The sequence below is a fragment of the Mesorhizobium sp. M0244 genome (genome assembly GCF_040321795.1).
Lineage (GTDB): Bacteria > Pseudomonadota > Alphaproteobacteria > Rhizobiales > Rhizobiaceae > Mesorhizobium.
Genome location: NZ_JAMYSE010000060.1, coordinates 23,163 through 38,685 on the forward strand (window position 1 = coordinate 23,163; position 15,523 = coordinate 38,685).

Genomic DNA, 15,523 nt, shown 5'->3' on the forward strand with positions numbered 1-15,523 from the left:
TCAGCGCTTTTTGCGCAGTGAGACTGGAAGTTTGAGCGTCTGGCCATCCCGCGCGGCAAAAGCGCCGGTGAACCTGTCCTTGGCCAGTTTCTGGATCTTGTCCAGTTCCTTGTCGGTGCGTGTCGGATCGTGGTGAAATAGCGCAAGCCTCCGCGCACCGGCCGCCTCACAGAGCTTGACGCCCTGTTGCCATGTCGAGTGCCCGTAACCGCGGCGGCGTTCCATTTCCTCCTCGGTGTAGGTGCAATCGTAAATGACGAGGTCGGCATCTTCGATCAGGCCGAGCACCGCCTGATCGAGTTTGTCCGGCTCGTGCTCAGTGTCTGTGATCACCGCCACGACGCGGCCGCCCCATTCGACCCGGTAGCCTATGCAGCCGCCCGGATGCATAAGACTGCCGGTTCGGACCACCACCCCTTCGCGCGGGCGAAGCACGTCTCCCGATACGAAGTCGCGATAGTCGAGGCTTGCCTTGCAGACCTCCAGTTTCACCGGAAACCACGGCGGCCGCATGAACTCATCAACCATCTGCCGGGTCGTCATGTGTCCTGCAAGATGCCCGGACCAAAGCGTAACCTTGGCGCCCCGGTCATAGATCGGCGCAAAAGACGGCAGCCCGATGATGTGATCGTAATGGCAATGGGTGAAAAGCAGGTCGAAATCGGTCAAGCCCAACGCCTGAAGCGCGCCGCCGGCAGGCCGTAGGCCAGAGCCTGCGTCGAACAGAAGCGTATGCTTACCGCATCGCATCTCAATGCAGATTGAGTTGCCGCCATAGCGAGAGAATTCTGGGCCTGATACCGAAATGCTGCCGCGGACACCCCAAAACCTGACCAGGAAAACGTCGTCGTCCATGCTACCCCTTCGCCCATCATATCCAAACAACTGCTGCTAGGCGAGACAGGCTTTCTCCGGGTGACCTTCTCAGCGAGAGGACAGTGCCGTCACTACGGCGAGGATCGAGCGCACGTCATTCGTTATTTGGCGCTTCGTGCGTCGATCAGATCCGCGGTCGTATGGCTTAGGCGATCGGCAAGAACCCGCAATATCTCGATGGTCATTTCCGGGAACTCCCTCATAAGCCTTAGGAAATGATCCTTGCTGATTCTCAGGGCTTCCAGCGGACTTGCCGCTCTGACGGTGGCAGTGCGGGAGCTGTTGCACAATATGGCGATCTCGCCAACGATCGAATTTGGCATTAGTTCGGCAACCTTTATCGGTCCGCTGTCGGAATCGACCAGAATATCCGCCCTGCCTGAAAGGATGACATAGGCGGCGTCTCCCTCATCGCCCTGCCGGAAAAGGATCTGGCCGGCGCTGTAGCTCACACGATCGGATGTGAACGCAAGCAGCTTGAGCTTTGTCGGCTCGATGGCAGAGAACAAGGGAACGCGTTGCAGCATTCCAACTTCATCCTTGAGCAGCATTGTCGCAAACCTTCCAAAATTCGCGTTTGCCAGACTAGAGCAACGGACGCCCAGATGGAATCAATTCTCTTTCCGGGATGGCGAGACAAACCACGCGAAAGGTGGCGAGCCCGATGTCGTGCACCGGCAGAATGATCCCATCTGAATGTCCGTTGCTCTATGACAACAGTTCCTTGAAGATACCGTTCCCTGCCAAAAGTGTCTCGTGTGTTCCGTCTTCCGCCAATTGACCCGAGTCGAAGACGATAACGCGATCGAACATCATCGCCATGGCCGGATTCGTCACGACCCACACAATTGCCGGCGAATGGCCGTCGCGCCTGGCTTCCTCGAGCACATTTCGCAGCACCTTATCTTGCATGCGCTGGTCGAGCGCCGACAGCGGCCGGTTGAGAATGAGAAAATCGGGACGCTTGAGCAAGGCCCGGGCAACATCGAGCTTCTGTCGCTGTCCACCGGTCAGCCGCCTGCCGCCGGAGCCGACGTTGAAGTCCAGGCCGACATCCAGAAGTTCGCCATAAAGCCCCAGTTCGTCAAGAATGTCATAGACGATGGAGCGTATGCGGTCGGGCGCGTCGGGATGATTGTTGCCCACACGCCCGAACAGGACATTATCCATGACGGTGGCCGCGGCAATGTATTTGGCAGGATCATACCGTTCGACCGCATTGTGCAGCTCGGGCGGCAGGTCTTCATAGAACCGGTTGCGTGCAGCGACGATCTTGCTCATCAGCTCGTCGCTCAGCAGGCCGAAGCGGTGCCGGGGCTCGATGTAGGCAAAGCTCAAGGTGACGATCATGGCGCGATCGTTCTCCGAAACCGCCTCGTAGGGACGGTTCTTGAGCCGTTGCAGCAAGGTTTCGTAGGCGGGTATCTCCTCCGCGCTCATGAAGGCGAGCTGCTGGAAGAACTGGTGATCGGGCGGCAGGTCGGCAAACAGCTCGATCGCCTGTTTGGCGATCTCCAAGCCCATTTCGTAGAGCGTGCGGTCGAGGCCGGCTTGCCTCAGCACGGAAGCAAAATAGGGATTGGCCGCCAGGGCCCTGTCGGCCAGTTCGGGGCCGGCGGCAGCGCCGAAGAGCAGGTTTTGGCCGATCGTTGCTTCCTTGTTGTAGGCGCCCGGTTCGAAAGGAACCACCAGTCCGCTCAGCCCCTCTTGTTCCAGCCGGGTCCGCAGCGCCGCACGCAGTTCGACGATCCGCCTGGCAAGCTCCGTGTGACGCGTGAGGTCGGCCGAAGAGCGCAAGCCGAGATCCAGAATGTCACGCGACAGAACAACCGCGTCGAGCACCCGGCGCACGGCTTCAAAGAGGTCGTGCGGGCCGGTAGCGCCAGCGGAAGCATAGTTGATCCAGTCGCTGTGGATATCAAGATCCGGATTGCCCGACCGGCGCGCCTCGTGAATGTTCCAGCGGTGCTGATCTGCCGCAGCACCGTCATAAGGCACCGATGTCAGCGGCGCATGCTTCAACCCGTAGAGCAGGTTGTCGCGGAGGCTTGCCTGGAACAGGAAAACATCCGACGAGGCATAGGACATGCGCCGGCCGGTTACTGCTTCGGGGAGTTCAAGCAGGTCGTCGGTGCCCGAAGCGACCCTTCCGCTGTCCGGCCAGTTCAGCCGCGCGAAGGCTTCTGCAAGCGCCTCCGCTCCACCTGTTGCGGTACTGACCAGTGCCACCGTCTCACCCGGCTTGACCTGGAGGGAGATACGGTTGAGGAGCATTGCACCGCCATCGTCTGCTATGGACAGATTGATCGCCGACAGCGGCTTGGTCATCGGATCGGGATCGTCGATCGTCAATGCCCCGATTTTCGGCGCGATGAGACCTTCGACGGTGAACTGTTCAACGACCTGTTGATATTTGACCTGGACATCCTGCCGATCCTGATCCCAGTCGATCAGTTCCTTCATCGGTCCGGGCAGGTCCTTGTAGGCGCCGATCACGGCCACGAGCTGGCCGACGTCCAGCCGCCCCTGGAGGACCAGATACCCGCCGATCATGTAGAACAGAAAGGGCGTGAGCTGCGCGAGAAAATTGTTGAGGAACTTCACCATGAATTTCCATTGGTAAAGATCGAAGCGGATCTTGAAGATGAGCCCGAGCCGGGCAGCTATGTCGGCGCGCTCGTAGTTTGATGTATCGTGGACGTGAACCGCGCCGATGCCGTCGACGATTTCGCCAACCCGGCCCGAAAGCGCGCGCGCCGTCAACTGCCGTTGGCGCCCGAGCACGATCAGCCGCCGCCGCATTCGCGGGATGAGCACGATCTGGATCGCCACGATCACGACCGCTATCATTCCGAGCCAGACGTTCTGGATCATGATGAACAGCATGGCCGTCAGCGCTTGGCCGCCGAGCAGTACCGGCTGCAGGAAGGCGTCGCCGATGAAGCCGCCCAGCGGCTCCACCTCGTCCTTCACCATGGTCGCCACTTCGGCGGATTTCACCCGCTTGAAGTAAACCGGCGGAAAACGCAGCACACGGTCGACCAGATCGAAGCGGATACGCCGCAGCATGCGTTCGCCGAGGCGGCCCTTGTAGGTGTTGATGTAGAATTTGAACAGGCCGTTGATGACGACTAGCAAGAGGAACACAAGGCTCAGGGCAAACAGGGTCTCCTTGCGGTCGAGCTGAAAACCGGAGAAGAACTGGACCTCTCCAATGAACGGCAGGTTATAGTGTAGCCTCATGAAAGGCTGGGTCGCGCCCGGTTGCTCGAAGCCGCGACCTTGGATCGGTCCGTTGACGATCAGCTTCGGCAGGTCGAAGGACATGAAATACGGGATCATCGAAAGCACGACGATCATCAATATCCAGAGCTGCTGCTTCTTGGTGTGCGTCCAGATATAGCGGGCTAGGCTGGCTTCCATATGCGACTGTGGACCCTTCAGTTGGAAGGATGCAGGATGTAAAAGCACCTGCTGGCGAATGGCGTATCGGCAATTTCTTCATCGCCAACGACAAGCTCGAAGCTGCTGTGCACGGACATTGTCCTGCGCTCAACGATGCAAGGAACCTGCGAGGCGGCGCGATCCAGTTCCGGCGCATGGTCGATGGCAACGACATGGGCATTGTTGATCGGCGAAGAAAGCAGCTGGCCAAACGGTCCGCGGCTTTCGTAGGGCTTTGGCGAACAGCCGAGCAGCACGAGGCCGCAGCTGCGCGGCTGGTGCTGGCGGATGGACGCCGATGATCCGGACAGATGCAACAGGCTCTCTCCGGCACCGGGCAATAGCCAAGCGGCTTGCAGCATGATCACGTCCGCGGAATCAAACAGTCTTGCGGGAGGCAAGATTGCGTTGTGTCGCCCAAAATCCCAACATACAAGACGAATTATGATGGATGTCACGCAACCACGCAATGCCATGGACTGGTACGAGCAAGCCTTGGACCTCACGCGGGGAATTGCTGCTTATGTCAACTGCCCTCTCGTGGCAGGGCTGGCGCGCGTCGTCGCCAAGCATCCGAAGGCCGATATCGCCAACGCCTTCAACCACAAGCAGGTCGCCTGCAAGATGTGGGCGCTCGACAGGCTGTTCGAAAGCGGCGGCGGCCGCTTCGGGCGCATATGGGTTCTGGGTGGATGGTACGGCGTATTGCCGGCAATGCTTTTCAACGACGCCCGCTTCGACATCGCGGCGGTCGATAGCATCGACATCGATCCCGAAGTCGCGCCGGTCGCCCGGACCCTCAACCGGGAAGCCGGCGACCGGTTCCGGGCGCTGACGGCAGATATGTACGCACTCGACTATGCGGCCGGGCGGCCCGATCTGATGGTCAATACGAGCTGCGAACACATAGCCGATCTGCGCGCCTGGCTTGCTCTGCTTCCGCCGGGCACGAATGTACTGCTGCAATCGAACGATTATTTCAGCGAGCCGACGCACATCAACTGCGTGGCTTCGCTTGCAGCCTTCGAGGAAATGGCGGCGCTACGGGAGGTGCGGTTCTCCGGCGAACTGCCGACAAAAAATTATACGCGCTTCATGCTGATTGGAACTGTTTAATGCATTTCGCCCAAAAGCGCGTAGCGGTTTTGGGACAACGACACGCATAAAAACAGGACTTGAAGCGCGTCGCACGAATCTCACCAGACGCGACGCGCGTTAGAGCATTTGCAGGAAAGTGTGGAAACGGCTTTCCGTCCGGAATTGCGTCAAAACAAAGAGACAGAGCGGTTCTGCGTGAAACGATGAACCGCTCTAGGATCTATCGTCTGTTTAATCATGAACTTTTCCGAAACCGGGCCCCATTTTTAGGGACCATGTTCGATGCCGCTCGCGCAGGATTTGCGCGGAGCGACGCGCGCCTTCCAGATCGAGACGATGCGCGGATGGCGTCGGTTCCCCAAGCGCTTGTTCGATCGCTTGCGCCAAACCTTCAGGCGTCAGGTCCTTTTCCATCAGCACCGTTGCAAGACCGAGTTCTTCGAGCATCAGGGCGCGAACCGTCTGTTCGGTTTCCCCGCCGGCTGCAAATGGGACGAGCATGGAGCGACAACCCGCGCGCAGGACATCGCAGACCGTGTTGTAACCCGCCTGCGAGATTGACAGGCGGGCGCCGGTCAGCAGGCTGGCGAAATCCTCGCGGAACCGGAAGATGGACAGGCCCGGCGTGGCATCGCGTGCGATCGCGTCAAACTCGTCTTTCGGCAGGTTTGGGCCGGTGATCAAACACCATTTCCAAGCGTTGTTGGCATTCCGCGCCGCTGCGATGGTGGATCTGACAAGGCTCTTTCCGGCAGCCCCGCCGCCAACCGACACCAGAACGTCGAAGCGCTCGGAGGCCGCGGGCGATGGCGGCGCGGCAACGAGCCCCGTGTAGGTGACCTCGGCCCTGATCGCCCCAGCCAGTGGAAATGTCTTGTCGATGGTTGCGAAAGCCGGATCGCCGTGGACCATAACAAGATCGAAATGCCTGTTGATGAGATCGACCGTTTCCTCGTTTCGGCCCAGCTTGACGCGCTCCTGGAGGATATCACGGACGGACGTCGCCAGCAGCGGTCTGGGCGACGTCGCGTCGATGGCCTCGATCAGCGGCAAGAGTTCGAAACGCATCTGCCGGCGTCCAAATGGAAACGCCTCGACAATGACGATATCAGGCCTGCAATCCCGGAATGCCTGCAGCAGCATCTCTGAACGCCATTTCTTGAAATCATCGTCGATCGGGTTGCCTTGCAGGTCGACAAGTCCCGAAAATCCTTCATCACCGGAGGTGACAGGTGGCAGGGTTACAGATTGTACACCCAGTCCCGGAAACCCGGCGATCGGCGCTCCGCCGGTCACGACGGTAACGTCAAACCCGTCATCGACCAGAGCCGCCGCAATGCGGCTGGCGCGCGCGAGATGGCCGATGCCGAGCAGGTGCTGGACATAGAAGAAAGCGCGCAGCCGCTTCATTCGGCGGCCCGCCACTCCCGCTCGAACAGTTCCTTGAGCTGTCCAATGCTTGCCATATGATCGAAATCGTCGCGCACGCGCCGCTCTGCGGCGTCGCCGAGGCGGGCGCGCAGTACGGGATCACGGATCAGGCGCTCCAGCGCCTGTGCCAGGGCAATTGGGTTTTCCGTCGGAACCAGCAGCCCGGTTTCATCCGGCGATAAAAGCTCCGGCACGCCGGAAATATCGGTCGACACGCAGGCAAGCCGCTGGCTAGCCGCCTCCACCAGAACATTCGGCAGACCGTCCCGGTCGCCATTTGCGGTGATCCTGCAGGCCAGGGCGAAGATGTCGGCGCGGCGGTAGTGCTCAAGCACCTCCTCCTGCGCAAGCGCGCCTTTCCAAGAGACTCGACCATCCAGTCCGAGCTTTTGCGCCAGCGCCTTGAACCGTTCCAGTTCCTCGCCGCCGCCGATATGCTCGAAACGCCACGCCAAATCACCGGGCAACAGGGCAAGAGCCTCCAGCAAGGTATCGTAACCTTTCTTTTCAACGGCGCGCCCGACACTCAGAACGACAACCGGTTCGTCCGGCGTCGAGCCGTCATGCTGCTTTCGCGCCTCGCCGAAACTGCCGAAGCGATCAAGGTCGAGCCCATGATAGCTCAGATGCACAGACGAGTTGCCGTTAGCGAGTTTTTTCAGGCGGTCGAAGCCGGTTTTCGTGCAAGTGACCGTCCAGCGCGCCGAGGAAAGCTTGCCGGCCAGATCCCAGTCCGCCGAAGTCCAGATGTCCTTGGCATGGGCCGAGCAGGTCCAGGGCAGGCCACGAAGCTGGCTGGCATAGCGCGTCACCGATGCCGGTGTGTGCGCGAAATGTGCATGCAGCCAGCCCGCGCCTTCCGGCCATTCGGCCGCCAGCACGAGCGCTTGCCCGAAGCGGCGCGCTCGATTGCGCGAAAAGTCGCGGGGCATATCGGCAGCCAGCGATCCGAGCGCGCGCCAGAAGCCCGGCCGCAGCAGATAAGCAAACAGCGAGCGAACCACGCGCAGCGGCTCTTCATGCAGATATTCCGGCAGATAATGGACGGGAGCTTTGATCTCGTCATGCACGGGGTGGCGTTTTGCGTCGGTCGGCCGCCTGAGCGCGACGAGTATCAGGTCGAAACCTGCACGCTCCAGACCGAGCAGTTCCTGCGCGATGAAGGTTTCCGACAGCCGAGGATAGCCCTTCAGAACCACGACGATCTTGCGATGTTGCAACTCAGGTCATTCCTTCAATGACCGAAAGGTGATGGCCGGCCCGCCGGTCGAGTAGTTCCGCGACGATTTCGGAAATATGAGGCAGCCCTTCCAGCGTCAGATGCGGATTGCTCTGTGATGGGTGGGGCCGGTCCGGCAGCGCCACCAGTGCATCGGCAAACCGCTGGGAATCCTTGGCTTCCTCCGGCAAAAGCATCTCGATGAGGCCGAGTTCGGCTGCCCGCCGAGCGCGGATCAGTTGTTCCTGGCGGGGCTCGATGCGCGGCACGATCAGCGCCGGCTTGTCGAAAGATAGTATCTCGCAATAGGTGTTGTAACCGCCCATGGCCACTACCGCCTTGGCGCCGGCAATCAGGTCTTCCATGCGGTTGTCGAACTCGATGATCTTGATGTAGGGGATCTTGGACCCCTTCTTGAGCAGCTTGTTGCGCTTGCGCGCCGGCATGTAAGGCCCAAGCACGATCAGGGCCCTATGCTGCAATTGCGGATCCTGCTGATAGGCATCGATGACGTCGTGGATCAGTTCGGCGCCGTCACCGCCACCACCGGTGGTAACGAGGATATAGTCGCCCTCGGGCCGGTGGCCGGGCAACTCGTTCCGCTGCAGGCTCCGTTGCAAGAAACCGACGAACCTCATCTTTGCCCTGACAGCCGGCGGCACGTCCAAGCCGGTCAACGGATCGTAGAAATCCGGCGGGCCATAGGCCCAGACCTTGTCGTAGAACAGGGCTATCTTGCGCATCACATCCCTGCGTGCCCACTCTGCTTCGAGCAGATGCGGCGCATCCATCACCTCGCGCAGGCCAAGCACCAACGTGGTGCCCCGCGTCTTGAGGTAGGACAGCGTGTCCTCAATCTCACCGCGCAGGCCGAGCGGTTCCTTGTCGACGATGAAGATATCCGGCCGGAAGGTCTCAGCTGTATGGCGGATGATCGACTGGCGCATCCGTAACGTCTCATGCAGATCGATGTCCTTTTCCAGCGAGGTGTATTCGCCGTTGCGCAGCTTGATGACGCTGGGGATTTTCACGAAGTCGACACGGGCGCGGTAGTCGAAGGCGCCAGCGATAGTCGCACCCGAAATGATAAGCACCTGAAGTCCGCGGAAATCCTCGACCAGCGAATGCGCGATGGTCCGGCAGCGCTGCAAGTGGCCGAGCCCGAACGTGTCGTGGCTGTACATGAGAATTCGAGCGTTTTCTGCGTGCTGGGTCATTGTTGAACGTCTCTTAGAATTCTCGCTTTGAGGACCGTGAGCGACCCGCCGGCTTCGAAACAATCCTGGTTTTGAAACATGAGGCCGCGGTTTTCAATTTGTATTACTTCTGTGGAATGCCTGTCAGGTAGGCTTTCTGATTGCCTGAGTCCGAAACTAGATGGATTACCGAATATCGCCTCGGCGGGAGTGGGCCGAGACTCCCTGTTGTTGTGATGGGATGGATCGAAGGGGAAAGCGGTGTCCAAAAGATCGGCAGAAGTCATCCCTCTTGATTCCAATAAGCTCCGGTCTCTCCTAACTCCATTGGTTTCGGAACGGCGAAGGCGAATTCCGCTATCCTGCCCATATAGTCAACTGCTTGATCGGCATACGAAACGACAGGGTCGCCGGGCGTCGCACGGCGCATGTTGTTGCGGAACTCATTTCGCGCGCCATTGCTCTCGGTCTTGAGGGACCAAAGGTGCTGCCCATCAATCCCTTGACGGGCGGTCTGATTATGATTCACCGACCAGAACTGAGCCATCTATCGCCCAAGCTAGCCGGAATTTCGCCAGGAATCGAGTGGATGCCAGCGCTCGCAACACACCGCCGGCAGCAGGGTGTGTGCAACACCGGTTGCTTGTCGATCGCTATGGCCTCTCGCTAATGCCTTAGCTGGGGCGGTGACGGTACTTTTCGAGACGGCTTGGGCGCGGCGTCGAACGCCGCAAGGTGCAAAAAAATCGGCCGATTGGCCCCGATAGTTGGCGAAACCTCAAATATCTTTTTGTGGCGATTTTCCCTTTAAAATCAAAAGCGTAATTTTTTGACGGTTCTGGTGTCGGACTTTGCAAGGTGATGAAAAATATTTTACAGTAATGTCAATGAGTTATATGCTGTTTAAACAATCGAGTGGGAGTAGGGGGAAAGACCTGCAAAATTCGGCGAAACGAGCCTCGACCGCCGAATACTGAATGGCATCTTCTGGGTGCTGCGGTCTGGCGCAGCATGGCGCGACCTGCCGGAGCGATATGGCCCCCGCACCACCTGTTGCAACCGCTTCGTGCGATGGCGAAAGGCTGGGGTGTGGGACAGGCTTATGGACACTATTGCCGCAGCGCGCGACGGCAATATTCAGATAATTGACAGCACCTCCGTTCGTGCCCATCACCTGGCTGCTTCAAAGTCGGTCCTGGATCGCGGAAGGGGATGTGATGGTGGATTCTGATCGGATCGACAACCTGATCGCAGCGGTGCCCCCCGCCTTGGCGCTTCGCGCCGGGCTGGACCTTGGCATCTTCACCCGGCTCGGTGGCAACGCGGTGACTGCTGACAGCCTTGGGGCCGCGCTCAAAGTCGAGCCCGATCGTCTGTCGCGGCTCCTCTACGCGCTCGCCAGCATCGGTCTCCTCGAAGTCAAGGATGGTCAATTTCGCAACGGAGCCGAAGCGTCGGCCTTCCTCGACGCGTCCAAGCCGACCTATCGCGGCGGCGATCATGCGCTCCTGCGCGAGCTCTGGGGAGCCGACCTGCTGACCGCAGAGTCGCTGCGACAGAACCGGCCGGCTGCGCTGCACGACTTTTCCGAAGCGGGGCCCGAGGCCGCGGCGGCCTTCAGCCGCATGCTCGCACCGGGCGGGGTGATTTTCGGCCGACATCTGGCCCGGGAGATGGACCTCTCGGCGATCGGTTCGGTGATCGACATCGGCGGGGGCCCCGGGACCATTCTCGTCGGACTTCGCGAGCGGCGGCCGCAGATTGCGGCGACGCTGATGGAACTCCCAACAGTCGCAGCGGTCGCGCCAGATATCCTGTCAGAGTACGGTGCCGACGACGTGGTTGTCGAAGAGGGGGACATAACTGTCGCACCATCGATCGGTCGGCACGATCTGGCGATCCTGAAGGCCGTCGTCCAGGTCCTTCCGCCGGACCAGGCGCGCAGTTCGATCCTGAACGCGGCGCGTTGCCTCACACCCGGAGGCGAGATCGCAATTGCGGGGTGGGGTGTCGTCGATGACGACCGCCTCGGCCCGCCTGAGGGTGTCTTTCTGAATCTCACCTTCTTGAACCTCTATCGCCACGGCGAATCGTACACTGAAGGTCAGTATCGCGCGTGGATGACCGAGGCTGGATTCCGGGATATCTCCAGGTCGCGCCTGACGGACGGCTGCACGTTGTTTCGTGCGCGCCTCACGGGCTGATAGTGGCTGAATGGTTGGTTTCGGACGCAAGGCTCTCCGAGGCGCCCCGACCCTATCCGGGCAGCCTTGCAACCTTCAGCGCCGAGAGCGTTCGCTCGAGGTTCTCCGTCTCGCGATAGCGGAGCGCGTACATCGGCGAGAGTGAAGTCGGGAGACTTCCTTCGCAAACTCTCCACCAGCAGCCGCGCTTCGGCCGGTCGTCCGGCGAAGTCCTCGACTGTTGCGAGCAGGACGTATAGCGTTGTTGCAGAACTTAACCGTGCGGCGATCGGCGGGGTTTCGGATACTGCGACCTATTCTGTCGCAGATTTGGATTCAATCAGTTATGTGACGGTATTTTTGACGGTATCCAAAAATTTGAAAAATAATTCCTTTTTGGAATCAATAGTTTAGTTTTCCAGGATACAATGGAGTGAGAGTAGAGGGAACTGCGGCCGCAGTGTAGAAACGGCAGCCCTATCGATCCCCATTTTTCAGTGCGCGCCTTTTGCCTGCGACCAATTTCCTGCACTCCTTCCTGACCGCTTGGCCGATCTGACATGTCGTTGCCTCGGAAGTAAATCCCGTTCAGTCTCGCAGAGGGCTACAGCGTGCTATGGCGTGCGAATCGGCGGCCTGCTTCGCGCCCATGACAGCATTCAACGACTTAGGTGTCGAAAGACGGACATCGGCTTAGGCGGGCGAACGGTTACCCTCGGCCGATCGACTTGACCATAAGGCCACGGTCATTCGGCTGCATTCTTCTGGAGCTTCTCGAACACAAACAGCTTGCCTTCGCGCACGCTGTCTTCGAGTGGGCTCGCCTTCGCTAGGTGCGCCGCAATCGCGCTGGCCAGCATGCAGCCCGTCCCGCGCATCGATGCGGGAAGGCGTGGCGAGTCGAAGCGGATTGGTTCCTGATCGCGCCTCAACAGAATATCTATCGAACGGGGTCCCGCAGCGTGGCCACCCTTGATCAGCAGGGCCCGCGCGCCAGCTACCAGCAATTCCCGTCCCTGTCTCACCGCGCCGCTCTCATCCGCCGCCGGTTCCGCGCCAACAAGGAGCGCCAGTTCGAGGAGATTGGGTGTCACGAGGCGGCAAAGCGGCATCAGATCACGCTTCATGACGGCGACGGCATCGGCTTCCAGGAGCGCCCGGCCTGAGGTGGAGGCCAGCACCGGGTCGAGTACTGCCGGCACTTGCGGATTTTCGCGCAGCACAGCGACAACGGCAACGACGATCTCGGCCGTCGCGAGCATACCGATCTTGATGGCCGCCACTTCGTTGGCCTGCAGCGAGGCGCGCATCTGATCGGCCACCAAGTTCGGTGACGAATGACTGATTTCCATGACGGCTTCGTGCGTTTGCACCGTCAGCGCGGTGACAGCAAGACAGGTGCGCACGCCAATGGAAGCGATCGTCTCGATATCGCGTGCTATTCCGGCGCCGCCGCTGGAGTCCGATCCACCGACGACGAGCACATGCGGTTCTCGCCTCAGCGCCATCGCTTTGTCTTTTCGATCCATTCTCGCGTGCGCGCTTCGGGATCGGCGTTCAATGTGATGTCGGTGACCACTGCCGCGCTGTCTGCGCCAGCCTCGAAAACACCGTCGAGCCGCTTAGGGTTGAGGCCGCCAATGGCGACCAATGGGATCGGCGCGACCCGGCGCTTCCACTCGCTGATCCGTTCGAGCCCTTGCGGCGCCCATTTCATCTTCTTCAGGATGGTGGGATAAATGGGGCCGAGCGCGACGTAGTTGGGCATGGCGGCCATGGCCGTTTCCAGTTCGACATGATCATGCGTGCTGACCCCGACCTTCACGCCGGCTGCCCGTATCCGCGCGAGGTCGGCGGATAGCAAATCCTCCTGGCCGAGATGGACGAAGTCGCAGCCTTCCTCGATTGCCAGGCGCCAGTGGTCGTTGACGATGAACCGGCATTGGTGCTGGGCGCATAAAGCCTTGGCCTTGCGGATCTCCGCGCGCAACCCGGCTTCATCCATGCTCTTGATGCGCAGCTGCACCAGCTTGACGCCGAGCGGCAACAGCCGTTCGATCCAGGCAGCGCTGTCGACGATCAGGTAGAAGGGATCGAGCTTCATGAAAAAACTGCCCTGCCGATCGTCGGCGTCGATGGCACGGCGACGTCGCGCGGTTCGAGCATTCCCGAGCTGAAAGCTTCACGACCGGCATCGACCGCCTTGCCGAACGCGCGCGCCATACCGACCGGATCGGCCGCCTTGGCGACTGCGGTGTTCAGCAGCACGGCATCAAAGCCGAGCTCCATGACGGTTGCCGCGTGCGACGGTCGTCCGAGTCCCGCATCCACAATCAGCGGGATACCTGGGAAATGTCCGCGCATAGAGCGCAGCGCCATGATGTTGACCGGCCCGAGGGCGGAACCGATCGGCGCGCACCACGGCATCAAGACCTTGCAGCCCGCTTCTAGCAGCCGCTCGGCAACGACAAGGTCGTCGGTGGTATAGGGGAATACCGCAAAACCGTCCTCGCACAGGATGCGGGCGGCTTCGGCCAGGCCGAACACGTCCGGCTGCAGCGTGTCGTGGTTGCCGATCACTTCGAGCTTGATCCAGGTCGTACCGAAGACTTCGCGCGCCATGTTCGCGGTCGTGACCGCCTCCTTGACGGAGTGGCAGCCGGCAGTGTTGGGCAGGATTCCTACGCCGAGCGAGCGGATCAACGAGCAGAATTTTTCGCCAGCCCTGCCGCCTGCCATCTCACGGCGCAACGAGACGGTCACCACCGACGTGCCCGACGCCTTGACTGCATCGGCAAGGATGGCCGGCGAAGGATATTGAGCGGTGCCGAGAAGCAGGCGGGACTGAAGCGTCATCCCGAGAAGATCGAACATGTTAGCCTCCCTGCATGGGCGAGAGGATTTCAATACGGTCGCCGTCGCTCAACTGGAATTCCGCCCGGTTGGCTTTGTGCACGAGGTCGCTGTTGACGGCCGTTGCGAGCCAATCGCCCTCATAATCGAGAGCGGCAAGCAGTTCGGCCAGCGTGGTGGCGGCAACCTCATGCGCTTCGCCGTTGACGATCAGTTTCATAACCAAGCTCCTTCGTTCCGTCTTGATGGAAAACCAGGTCGGCCGCCTGGCGCGCCATGGCGGGCGCAAGAAGAAAGCCATGGCGATAAAGCCCGTTGATCGCGACGGTGCCTCCACGTGCCTCGACACGCGGCAGATTGTCGGGAAAGGCAGGACGGACGCCGACACCGGTTTCAACGATCTCGGCCTCGCCAAAGGCCGGATGGAGGGCGTAGGCAGCACCCAGAAGCTCCATCATCGAACGGACCGTGACCGGCTCCCCGGATTGGCTTTCAATCATCGTCGCGCCGATCATGAACTGGGCGTCGGCACGCGGCACCACGTAGAGCGGAAAGCGCGGATGAAGCAACCGGACCGGGCGCGACAGCGAGATGTCGGGCGTGTGCAGGACCAGCATTTCGCCGCGAACGCCGCGCAGCCTGTTATCGACGGCGGCCATTCCCGTGCAGTCGATCTGACGATCGAAACCGGAAACATGCCGGGCGTCGGTGCCGAAGTGGACTTCGACACCCATGGCTGCAAGCTTGTCATGAAGTGCTGCCATCGCCTGGCGCGGGTCGAGATGAGCCTCATCGGGGAAGAGCAATCCGCGCCGGAAGCGGCCGGCTAAGTCGGGCTCCAAGATCGCAATCTCGTCTTTACCAACACGGCGATGCCCCGACGTGCGGCTGGCGAACCGGTCGAGTTCGCCAGTATCGCGCGGCGCGGCCACGACCAGTGTTCCGGCCCGCGTCACCTGACCCGGCAGTACCGCATTCCACCAGTTGGCGGCGTCGCGGCCAAGGTCCAGCACCGGCTGCTCAGCGCTTTCACGCTCGCACCATGGCGCCAGCATGCCGCCGGCGAACCACGACGCATTGCCACCAAGGCCATGCCGGATCTCGGCGACCGTGACCGTCGCGCCGCGGGCGGCGAACTCGAAGGCGGCGGTGAGGCCGGCGACGCCCGCCCCTTTGACCAGCACCTTCATGATGGCTCACGTGGCTGAGGTATGAGCTGTGCG

General features: G+C 60.6%; 15 protein-coding genes and 1 pseudogene. 3 read left to right on the forward strand and 13 right to left on the reverse strand.

Going from position 1 to position 15,523, the window contains the following annotated elements; genetic code table 11:
- The 4 genes from NKJ08_RS27075 to NKJ08_RS27090 all read right to left on the reverse strand — a co-directional run bounded on the left by NKJ08_RS27075 (position 1) and on the right by NKJ08_RS27090 (position 4,637).
- Positions 1–855, reverse strand: a complete 855-nt coding sequence (locus NKJ08_RS27075) for an MBL fold metallo-hydrolase (protein WP_352529902.1) — start codon at positions 853–855, stop codon at positions 1–3.
- 122 nt (positions 856–977) lie between these two features.
- The gene (locus tag NKJ08_RS27080; RefSeq protein ID WP_352529900.1) at positions 978–1,427 is read right to left on the reverse strand and encodes a cyclic nucleotide-binding domain-containing protein; all 450 of its coding nucleotides are present in this window, start codon (positions 1,425–1,427) and stop codon (positions 978–980) included.
- 157 nt (positions 1,428–1,584) lie between these two features.
- Positions 1,585–4,299: an ABC transporter transmembrane domain-containing protein gene (locus NKJ08_RS27085; RefSeq protein WP_352529898.1), complete on the reverse strand. Its 2,715-nt coding sequence runs from the start codon at positions 4,297–4,299 to the stop codon at positions 1,585–1,587.
- A 17-nt stretch (positions 4,300–4,316) separates the two neighbouring features.
- Positions 4,317–4,637, reverse strand: a complete 321-nt coding sequence (locus tag NKJ08_RS27090; RefSeq protein ID WP_352529896.1) for a hypothetical protein — start codon at positions 4,635–4,637, stop codon at positions 4,317–4,319.
- Between the two features lie 130 nt (positions 4,638–4,767).
- Between NKJ08_RS27090 and NKJ08_RS27095 the strand changes: the two genes are divergently transcribed.
- The gene (locus NKJ08_RS27095) at positions 4,768–5,436 is read left to right on the forward strand and encodes a class I SAM-dependent methyltransferase (protein ID WP_352529932.1); all 669 of its coding nucleotides are present in this window, start codon (positions 4,768–4,770) and stop codon (positions 5,434–5,436) included.
- A gap of 213 nt (positions 5,437–5,649) precedes the next feature.
- Here NKJ08_RS27095 and NKJ08_RS27100 read toward each other — a convergent pair whose 3' ends face one another.
- The 4 genes from NKJ08_RS27100 to NKJ08_RS27115 form a co-directional block, all read right to left on the reverse strand.
- A complete protein-coding gene (locus tag NKJ08_RS27100; protein WP_352784217.1) occupies positions 5,650–6,828 on the reverse strand; it encodes a glycosyltransferase family protein in 1,179 nt (392 codons plus the stop codon).
- Positions 6,825–8,069, reverse strand: a complete 1,245-nt coding sequence (locus tag NKJ08_RS27105) for a glycosyltransferase (RefSeq protein WP_352529892.1) — start codon at positions 8,067–8,069, stop codon at positions 6,825–6,827. Before NKJ08_RS27105 ends, NKJ08_RS27100 begins: the two co-directional genes overlap by 4 nt.
- A 1-nt stretch (position 8,070) precedes the next feature.
- Positions 8,071–9,285: a glycosyltransferase family protein gene (locus NKJ08_RS27110; RefSeq protein WP_352529890.1), complete on the reverse strand. Its 1,215-nt coding sequence runs from the start codon at positions 9,283–9,285 to the stop codon at positions 8,071–8,073.
- 262 nt (positions 9,286–9,547) lie between these two features.
- Positions 9,548–9,811 (reverse strand): hypothetical protein, encoded by a 264-nt coding sequence (locus NKJ08_RS27115; protein ID WP_352529888.1) that lies wholly within the window; start codon positions 9,809–9,811, stop codon positions 9,548–9,550.
- A 411-nt stretch (positions 9,812–10,222) separates the two neighbouring features.
- Here NKJ08_RS27115 and NKJ08_RS27120 point away from each other — a divergent pair.
- A pseudogene (locus NKJ08_RS27120) lies at positions 10,223–10,450 on the forward strand (transposase); the annotation flags it as partial.
- A 31-nt stretch (positions 10,451–10,481) separates the two neighbouring features.
- On the forward strand, positions 10,482–11,468 hold the full coding sequence (locus tag NKJ08_RS27125) for a methyltransferase (protein ID WP_352776415.1): 987 nt from the start codon (positions 10,482–10,484) through the stop codon (positions 11,466–11,468).
- A 725-nt stretch (positions 11,469–12,193) separates the two neighbouring features.
- On the opposite strand, the gene NKJ08_RS27130 is transcribed toward NKJ08_RS27125, so the two are convergent.
- Genes NKJ08_RS27130 through thiO form a run of 5 tightly spaced genes read right to left on the reverse strand, consistent with a single transcriptional unit; the run spans position 12,194 to position 15,490 of the window.
- The gene (locus NKJ08_RS27130; protein ID WP_352529884.1) at positions 12,194–12,955 is read right to left on the reverse strand and encodes a hydroxymethylpyrimidine/phosphomethylpyrimidine kinase; all 762 of its coding nucleotides are present in this window, start codon (positions 12,953–12,955) and stop codon (positions 12,194–12,196) included.
- On the reverse strand, positions 12,946–13,551 hold the full coding sequence (locus NKJ08_RS27135; RefSeq protein WP_352529882.1) for a thiamine phosphate synthase: 606 nt from the start codon (positions 13,549–13,551) through the stop codon (positions 12,946–12,948). Before NKJ08_RS27135 ends, NKJ08_RS27130 begins: the two co-directional genes overlap by 10 nt.
- Positions 13,548–14,321 carry a thiazole synthase gene (locus NKJ08_RS27140; protein WP_352529880.1) on the reverse strand — a complete coding sequence of 258 codons (774 nt, stop codon included), beginning with the start codon at positions 14,319–14,321 and terminating at the stop codon, positions 13,548–13,550. The genes NKJ08_RS27135 and NKJ08_RS27140 overlap by 4 nt, the downstream gene beginning before the upstream one ends.
- Position 14,322: 1 nt before the next feature.
- On the reverse strand, positions 14,323–14,520 hold the full coding sequence (thiS, locus tag NKJ08_RS27145) for a sulfur carrier protein ThiS (protein ID WP_352529878.1): 198 nt from the start codon (positions 14,518–14,520) through the stop codon (positions 14,323–14,325).
- Positions 14,489–15,490: a glycine oxidase ThiO gene (gene thiO, locus NKJ08_RS27150; protein WP_352784224.1), complete on the reverse strand. Its 1,002-nt coding sequence runs from the start codon at positions 15,488–15,490 to the stop codon at positions 14,489–14,491. Before thiO ends, thiS begins: the two co-directional genes overlap by 32 nt.
- Positions 15,491–15,523: the final 33 nt, after the last annotated feature.

Excerpts from the sequence above, each read along its gene's own strand:
- NKJ08_RS27110 (WP_352529890.1), bottom strand. The coding sequence starts at position 9,285 with ATGACCCAGCACGCAGAAAACGCTCGAATTCTCATGTACAGCCACGAC.
- NKJ08_RS27125 (WP_352776415.1), top strand. The coding sequence starts at position 10,482 with ATGGTGGATTCTGATCGGATCGACAACCTGATCGCAGCGGTGCCCCCC.
- NKJ08_RS27075 (WP_352529902.1), bottom strand. The coding sequence starts at position 855 with ATGGACGACGACGTTTTCCTGGTCAGGTTTTGGGGTGTCCGCGGCAGC.
- NKJ08_RS27135 (WP_352529882.1), bottom strand. The coding sequence starts at position 13,551 with ATGAAGCTCGATCCCTTCTACCTGATCGTCGACAGCGCTGCCTGGATC.
- NKJ08_RS27115 (WP_352529888.1), bottom strand. The coding sequence starts at position 9,811 with ATGGCTCAGTTCTGGTCGGTGAATCATAATCAGACCGCCCGTCAAGGG.
- NKJ08_RS27095 (WP_352529932.1), top strand. The coding sequence starts at position 4,768 with ATGGATGTCACGCAACCACGCAATGCCATGGACTGGTACGAGCAAGCC.
- NKJ08_RS27080 (WP_352529900.1), bottom strand. The coding sequence starts at position 1,427 with ATGCTGCTCAAGGATGAAGTTGGAATGCTGCAACGCGTTCCCTTGTTC.
- thiO (WP_352784224.1), bottom strand. The coding sequence starts at position 15,490 with ATGAAGGTGCTGGTCAAAGGGGCGGGCGTCGCCGGCCTCACCGCCGCC.
- NKJ08_RS27130 (WP_352529884.1), bottom strand. The coding sequence starts at position 12,955 with ATGGCGCTGAGGCGAGAACCGCATGTGCTCGTCGTCGGTGGATCGGAC.
- NKJ08_RS27140 (WP_352529880.1), bottom strand. The coding sequence starts at position 14,321 with ATGTTCGATCTTCTCGGGATGACGCTTCAGTCCCGCCTGCTTCTCGGC.
- NKJ08_RS27085 (WP_352529898.1), bottom strand. The coding sequence starts at position 4,299 with ATGGAAGCCAGCCTAGCCCGCTATATCTGGACGCACACCAAGAAGCAG.
- thiS (WP_352529878.1), bottom strand. The coding sequence starts at position 14,520 with ATGAAACTGATCGTCAACGGCGAAGCGCATGAGGTTGCCGCCACCACG.
- NKJ08_RS27100 (WP_352784217.1), bottom strand. The coding sequence starts at position 6,828 with ATGAAGCGGCTGCGCGCTTTCTTCTATGTCCAGCACCTGCTCGGCATC.